The following is a 6558-nucleotide window of genomic DNA, read 5'->3' on the forward strand; positions in this document are numbered from 1 at the left end:
GGATTACAGAAACCGCAGCACAGATGATCGATCCATCGTATACCGTTGGTCCTGAAGCAAACTGGTACTTCATGTTTGTTTCTACCTTCTTTATTGCGATTACTGGTGCATTTGTTACCGAGAAGATTGTTGAGCCTAAACTGGGTAAATACAATGACGAGGAAGCGTCTGAAGATTTATCAAATGACTCGATGGGTAAGTTAACGGATATCGAGAAGAAAGGCCTTAAACTTGCTGGTATTGCTGTTCTGGCCGTGAGTGCGCTTCTTGCTTGGACGATTGTTCCTGCTGATGGTGTTCTTCGTTCTGCATCAGGTACGGTCTCTGGCTCTCCTTTCCTAAAGAGTATCGTTGCGTTCATCTTCGTCTTCTTTGCTATTCCAGGTTTTGTGTACGGTAAAGTCACCGGTTCGATGAAGAACGACCGCGATGTCATCAATGCGATGGCAACGTCGATGTCTTCAATGGGCATGTACATTGTTCTTGTCTTTTTTGCCGCGCAGTTTGTTGCTTTCTTTAAGTGGACTAACTTCGGCCAAGTGATTGCTGTGGGTGGCGCGAGCTTCTTGCAAGAGATCGGTTTGACAGGACCAATGTTGTTCTTCGCATTCATCCTAATGTGTGGCTTCATTAACCTGATGATAGGTTCAGCTTCTGCTCAGTGGGCAGTCACAGCACCAATCTTCGTTCCAATGCTAATGTTAGTAGGCTACGCACCAGAAACGATTCAAGCGGCTTACCGTATCGGTGATTCAACTACGAACATTATTACACCAATGATGAGCTACTTCGGTCTTATCCTTGCAGTAGCAACGCGTTACATGAAGAACCTAGGTATTGGTACGCTGATCGCGACCATGTTGCCTTATTCAATCTGCTTTATGTTCGGTTGGAGCGTCTTGTTCTATCTGTGGGTATTCGTATTTGGTCTACCTGTAGGCCCAGGTGCTGCTACCTTCTATACGCCGTAGTCGTGTAAATAAAAAGTATTGTGAATAAAAAACCTGCGACTAAGTCGCAGGTTTTTTTATGTCGAAATTCTCACTAACGGTGTGCTCTATCGACGTTTTGCTAGAATGCGGTCGAGGTGGTTGGCAAATTCACGTCTATCGGTTTGAGACAGTGTCGCAGGCCCACCGGTTTGAATGCCGCTTGAGCGCATAGTGTCCATAAAGTCTCGCATATTTAGCCGAGCTTTAATGGTCTCTGTTGTGTATAGCTCACCCCGAGTATTTAGGGCTAATGCGCCTTTAGTGATCACTTCATCGGCTAAGGGAATGTCTGAGGTGATGACTAAGTCTCCAGCGTTGGTCCGGCGCACGATTTCATTGTCTGCGATATCAAAACCAGCTGGCACTTGAAGCGAATGGATATTAGCCCGCTTTGGCACGGGCACAACGTGGTTGGCAACAAAAGTGCATTCCACACCTGTTCGCTCGGCTGCGCGTACAATCGTTTCTCTGATCACTTTCGGACAGGCATCGGCATCGACCCAAATTTTCATCATTCTGACTTCTCGTTGAATTTTTCTTCTAATGCAGTGACTCGCTGAATCAGCTGATTAACTTGTTGCTCTAAACGGGCGATTTTATCTTGCTCAAAGGTGTTGGCTGCAGCGACTTCAACTTTAGGGACTCGATTCGAGTTTTTCCAACTTTTAATCGCGGTAATCAATGCAGGAATAGGGACAGAGCTGCTTAAACGCGCTTTAACGAGTGCAACGGTCGGTTCTTTTCCTTCTTTCGCAAGAGTGGATAATATGCTCGTGAGTTCGTCAGTGACATTTTGAGTTGACATCATTGGCTCCTAATTATTTTCTTCGCCACATCATACTGTTAATTGTCATTTTTGGCGAATCTCAAAATCGTCGTCGCTGTGTAAGAGATCTCTTACAAGTGATGTGAGATAAGGGCATTTTATAGAGAGAGAAATAGAAATTATTTTCCTTAATGCATTGATTTTAATTGTCTTTATTTTATCGTCATTGAGATGGCAATAAATTTCACATTGCAGTGTCTTGTCTATACATGAAATGAGCGTAAATTAGAACCGGTCGAAAGGAGTTCGATACGGAACAGGAAAACACCAAGGAATCGGTGATCTTCAGGATGAAGAGTTGGCAGCTAGGATAGCCGTCAGCAGGAAGCGAAGGACATTGTACGGATACAACAGTGGCTAGGATGGTTACTGCAAGGGAACGACAATGGACACCTCTAGGAAGAGGTAGGACAGCATCAGGATGATGTCATGGACACCGCTCAAGGAACAAGTGATGAGTGCTAACGAGGATTGTTGGCTATCAGGACGACTAGGACACCGCTAGGACGGCGAAGTACGGAAATGCTGATGGATTCAGCCACTATTATGGATGATGCATGGAGCACGACAAGTAGCCGGACTGCTGCGAGTAAGACTATAACCCCGATACGCAAGTGTCGGGGTTTTTCTTTTGTACTCTGTTTCTTATTTTGATAGAAAACATAATAAGCACACCAAAAGTAACCTAGATCAATACTTTTCTAGGATGCTTAGTTTAACTTTCGCCTCTGTAATAAAGGCTTTGTAATTATCTATTAGGTAGTCCCATCAAGGATTAGATATGACTATAGTAACTCGACGACTGATGCTACTTCCCTATAGCGACTCTCTGCAGTCAGAATTTCTGATGTTGAATTGCTGTGTGAAGAATCGGGCTGAAATGAATGGCCCTCACACGGTTGCGTCAGCGAGAGCGTTGTTTGATCGAGTACTGAACGATAGCTCAATGTATTGCATGGCTGTTTTGGATAACTACAACCGCGAATACATTGGCCATATCTTTATCTCTCAATTGGAATCTGAACCTGAACTTGGTTTTATCATTGATAAAGCGTATTGGGGGAAAGGTCTTGCAAGCGAAGCATTAAAGGCGTTTATTCCAAAAGCCTACAGAGAGCTGTCTTTACAAAAAGTAGTGGCGACTGCCAATACCCATCATATAGCTTCAATTAAATTATTGGAAAAACTTGGCTTTCAAAAAGTAGGTGAAAACCAAGATTTTCATGGGCCTTACTACGAATATGAGCTTACAGCCGATGTGGTGGCAAATGAAAATTCAATGGCCTAAATCCACACATCATTAATTCCCCCTGGTAACAATCATCGCCCAACGATGAAAATTCAAAATGATATACCGTGTACCATTGCCATTTACCTTGAGGTGTTCGCAACTTATGTTGTCCGAGTGAAACAGACACCAATTGTAAATCGAGCTGTTTGCACTTTCGCTCTATCGCCGATTTGGCCAATTCCCCTTGTTTTCTTTGTTGCCAAAATACAAAGCAAACGAGAAACAAAGCGATAATGGCCAGTAAATTATTAATCATGCAATTCCCTTATCATTAAAGCGTTAAAGCGTTAAAGCATTAAGACGAAAGCGTTGATTGCTGTAACGTTAATAATGCATTGGCCAGATCATCCGATGGATTGGAATGAAGTAGGGGCAAGATCACCATGCGCAGCTCTGGTAGCATCACTAAGTCTGAAAACAGTTGATTGAATAGTGCTTGGTTTCCTGTCTGTGCTAATCGAAGTAAGAACTGCTCAGCGATACCAGGCTCAACTAATACGTGCCATGTACGCCCCGCAATACCGATCAAAACCTCTTGATGGCTTAAACGTGGGCTAGCTAATATTTGATGAATAACGGGAAGAGAAATCGTATTGTCAGCCCCAGAAAGTGCACGGCACAAGGCCGATATTAAGAACAGATCGGGTTCTGGTGCTTCGATTTGATTGACGGTCATTTGAGCAATGTTCTGTGCAAGCTTGTCGGGCAATTCGGTATGCTCAAGAGCGCCTAGTAATGCGTATAAAGGCTCGTTTGGTAAGTGTCGTAACGCTTTACGCACCGTCACTGAGTTTTGAGATTGGCCTAAACGAGCACAAAGATCAGTGATCCCTTGTAGCCCAACGGTTTGCCAGTTTTCCCACCCTAGATTACCGGTAAAGTAGTGCTGCGCATGTTCGTAGTATTGGCTGCTTGATAAGGCTAAGTCAGAGCGAATTTGGCTGTGGAATACCGCCATTTTGTCATCGCTCGGTTTGAATGTGTAAGGATTGTTTGAGAGCTTTTCCTGTTGTTCTTCACTCATGTCTTGACTGATACGAGAACCCATCGCTTCTAGCACAAATTTTAAGAAGTTTCCTATTTCTGCTTGTTTTAGCAGCCCGCGTTCATCTAACTCAAATTTTAAAAACCAGATCCATGGCTGTTGTTTTTCATTCCAATATGCAATCGCTAAATGTGCTTTTTTTTGCAATGGATATGGATACGGTTGCTGACCTTTTTCTACTCGGTCAAAGGCCGTATTTTCGATGGTTTTAATGCGACGACCGAGGTCAAAAATCTTATATTGGCAACCACTATTAGTTAGTAGCTCGGTGAGGGTGTGTATAACTTCCATGAGAATAATGACCTTGAGTTTCTTTGTTTATTACATGGTATCCTAACGCGTAATTTCAAGGTCTTCGATAAAATTTCAGAGTGATTAATGACGCAATCTGTACAACTTCTTACTTTGCTTGATGAGTTACAGCAAGAGCTAGAGAAAAAACAGCTTTGGCAATCTCATCAACCGGATCAACATGCGCTTCAAAGCCAAGAACCTTTTGCCCTCGATACGCTCAACCCTGAGCAATGGTTACAGTGGATATTTATTCCTAAGATCCAGTCTATGATTGCACAAAGGCAGCCACTACCGGTCGGGTTTGCTATTTCACCGTATTTTGAACAAGTGTGGAAAGATCAGTCAGCCTACCAGTCTGTCGTTTTGATAACGACCAAGATAGATGAGGTGTCTAAACCATGTTAGAGATCATTTACCAAGATGAATACTTGGTGGCCGTGAATAAGCCCGCTGGTATGTTGGTGCACAGAAGTTGGTTAGACAAACATGAAACCCAATTTGTCATGCAGACACTCCGCGATCAAATAGGCCAGCATGTGTTTCCACTGCATCGATTAGACAGACCAACGTCAGGCGTATTGGTCTTTGCGCTGTCTAGTGAGGTGGCCTCTCAAGTCATGCCGATGTTCGCCAATCATGAAATGGAAAAAACCTATCACGCCATTGTTCGCGGTTGGATAGAAGAGGGAGGCGTACTCGATTACCCACTAAAGGTTGAGCTAGACAAGATAGCGGACAAATTTGCTAACCAAGAGAAAGAACCTCAAGAAGCGGTGACCGCTTATCAGCCGTTAGCACAGGTAGAAGTGCCATTCTCAACTGGGCGCTTTCCAACCAGCCGGTATTGCTTAATGGAAATGAAACCTCAAACTGGGCGGAAACACCAGTTACGTCGTCATATGGCGCACTTGAGGCATCCGATTGTCGGAGATACGACTCATGGTGATGGAAAACACAACCGACTGTTTCGCGAAAACTACGATGCTTACCAATTGATGCTGCATGCATCTGAACTCAAGTTTATTCACCCTCTAACTAATGAGGAGTTAGTACTTAAAGCTGGATTTGATGAAACTTGGCAAAGGCTAATGACGGAGTTTGGTTGGCATAAATAGTAGGAATAAAAAACGGAGCGAGAAGCTCCGTTTTTTATTGTGTTTTATGCTTATCCAGCAATGCTTTCTATACTAACGTTTGATTCTGCACGGTTATTTAGCAAGATACTGGCTAATTGAACCTACAATACCTTGTGCATCTAAACCGAGTTCAGCATACAGTTCTTGCTGTGTTCCCTGAGCAATGAACTTGTCTGGGATACCTAGGTTTAACACAGGTTTGATGATTTTTTCGCTCATCATATGCTCTATGACACCAGCACCTGCGCCACCTGCGATGACGTTTTCTTCTAGGGTGACGATAACATCGTGCTTGTCGGTCAGTTCTTTGATCAGCTCTTTGTCTAAGGGTTTTACAAATCGCATGTCGGCAACGGTCGCATTCAGTTCTTCTGCGGCTTGTAGTGCATCAGGTAGGAAGGTACCAAAGTTCAAAATCGCGACCTTTTCACCTTGACACTTTTCGCTTTGACACTTTCCACCTTGACGTATTAGGCGACCTTTACCAATTTCTAGAGCGGTAAAATCAGATTCAATAGTACTTCCCATGCCATTACCACGAGGGTAGCGCACTGCACTTGGACCTGTGTGCTGATGACCGGTATACAGCATTTGTCGGCATTCATTCTCATCACTTGGCGTCATGATGACCATGTTTGGAATACAACGCATGAAACTTAAATCGAACGCGCCTTGGTGAGTTTGACCGTCAGCACCAACTAAACCGGCTCGATCGATAGCAAACATCACTGGAAGGTCCATAATCGCCACATCATGAATCAATTGATCGTATCCACGCTGTAAGAATGTCGAATAAATCGCGACAATAGGCTTGTCACCCGCAATGGCCATGCCTGCTGCTAATGTCACGGCGTGCTGTTCAGCAATGGCAACATCAAAAAAGCGTTCCGGGTATTCTTTTGCAAAACGCACCATACCCGAACCTTCTTTCATTGCCGGGGTAATGGCCATTAACTTAGGATCTTGCGCCGCCA

9 protein-coding genes are annotated in these 6558 nt (G+C 44.0%); 4 read left to right on the plus strand and 5 right to left on the minus strand.

All coding sequences use genetic code 11. From position 1 onward, the window contains the following. Positions 1-971, plus strand: a 971-nt coding sequence (locus tag ACP45E_RS10925) for an AbgT family transporter (RefSeq protein ID WP_141707297.1), incomplete at its 5' end; no start/stop codon positions are given. 86 nt (positions 972-1057) lie between these two features. Here ACP45E_RS10925 and ACP45E_RS10930 read toward each other — a convergent pair. Together ACP45E_RS10930 and ACP45E_RS10935 are read right to left on the minus strand one after the other, a co-directional pair. Then, positions 1058-1504, minus strand: coding sequence for a YaiI/YqxD family protein (locus ACP45E_RS10930; RefSeq protein WP_026026760.1), 447 nt, complete (start codon positions 1502-1504; stop codon positions 1058-1060). Further along, the gene (locus ACP45E_RS10935; protein ID WP_069585000.1) at positions 1504-1797 is read right to left on the minus strand and encodes a hypothetical protein; all 294 of its coding nucleotides are present in this window, start codon (positions 1795-1797) and stop codon (positions 1504-1506) included. The genes ACP45E_RS10930 and ACP45E_RS10935 overlap by 1 nt, the downstream gene beginning before the upstream one ends. Positions 1798-2599: 802 nt before the next feature. On the opposite strand from ACP45E_RS10935, the gene ACP45E_RS10940 reads away from it, so the two are divergent. Continuing rightward, the gene (locus tag ACP45E_RS10940; RefSeq protein ID WP_069585002.1) at positions 2600-3106 is read left to right on the plus strand and encodes a GNAT family N-acetyltransferase; all 507 of its coding nucleotides are present in this window, start codon (positions 2600-2602) and stop codon (positions 3104-3106) included. On the opposite strand, the gene ACP45E_RS10945 is transcribed toward ACP45E_RS10940, so the two are convergent. Further along, complete coding sequence (locus ACP45E_RS10945) at positions 3066-3365, minus strand: DUF3301 domain-containing protein (RefSeq protein WP_083188697.1); 300 nt, start codon at positions 3363-3365, stop codon at positions 3066-3068. The genes ACP45E_RS10940 and ACP45E_RS10945 overlap by 41 nt on opposite strands. Before the next feature lie 39 nt (positions 3366-3404). Then, on the minus strand, positions 3405-4445 hold the full coding sequence (locus ACP45E_RS10950; RefSeq protein ID WP_017038926.1) for a DUF3549 family protein: 1041 nt from the start codon (positions 4443-4445) through the stop codon (positions 3405-3407). A gap of 87 nt (positions 4446-4532) precedes the next feature. Between ACP45E_RS10950 and ACP45E_RS10955 the strand changes: the two genes are divergently transcribed. Both ACP45E_RS10955 and truC read left to right on the plus strand, forming a co-directional pair. Then, a complete protein-coding gene (locus ACP45E_RS10955; protein WP_017038927.1) occupies positions 4533-4853 on the plus strand; it encodes a YqcC family protein in 321 nt (106 codons plus the stop codon). After that, entirely contained in the window at positions 4847-5563 is a 717-nt protein-coding gene (gene truC / locus ACP45E_RS10960; protein WP_017035677.1) for a tRNA pseudouridine(65) synthase TruC, read from the plus strand. Before ACP45E_RS10955 ends, truC begins: the two co-directional genes overlap by 7 nt. Positions 5564-5656: 93 nt before the next feature. Here the strand turns inward: truC and ACP45E_RS10965 are convergent. Next, on the minus strand, positions 5657-6558 hold a 902-nt coding region (locus ACP45E_RS10965; protein WP_277815701.1), incomplete at its 5' end, for a transketolase C-terminal domain-containing protein.

Source organism: Vibrio genomosp. F10 str. 9ZD137 (assembly GCF_049974785.1).
GTDB lineage: Bacteria > Pseudomonadota > Gammaproteobacteria > Enterobacterales > Vibrionaceae > Vibrio.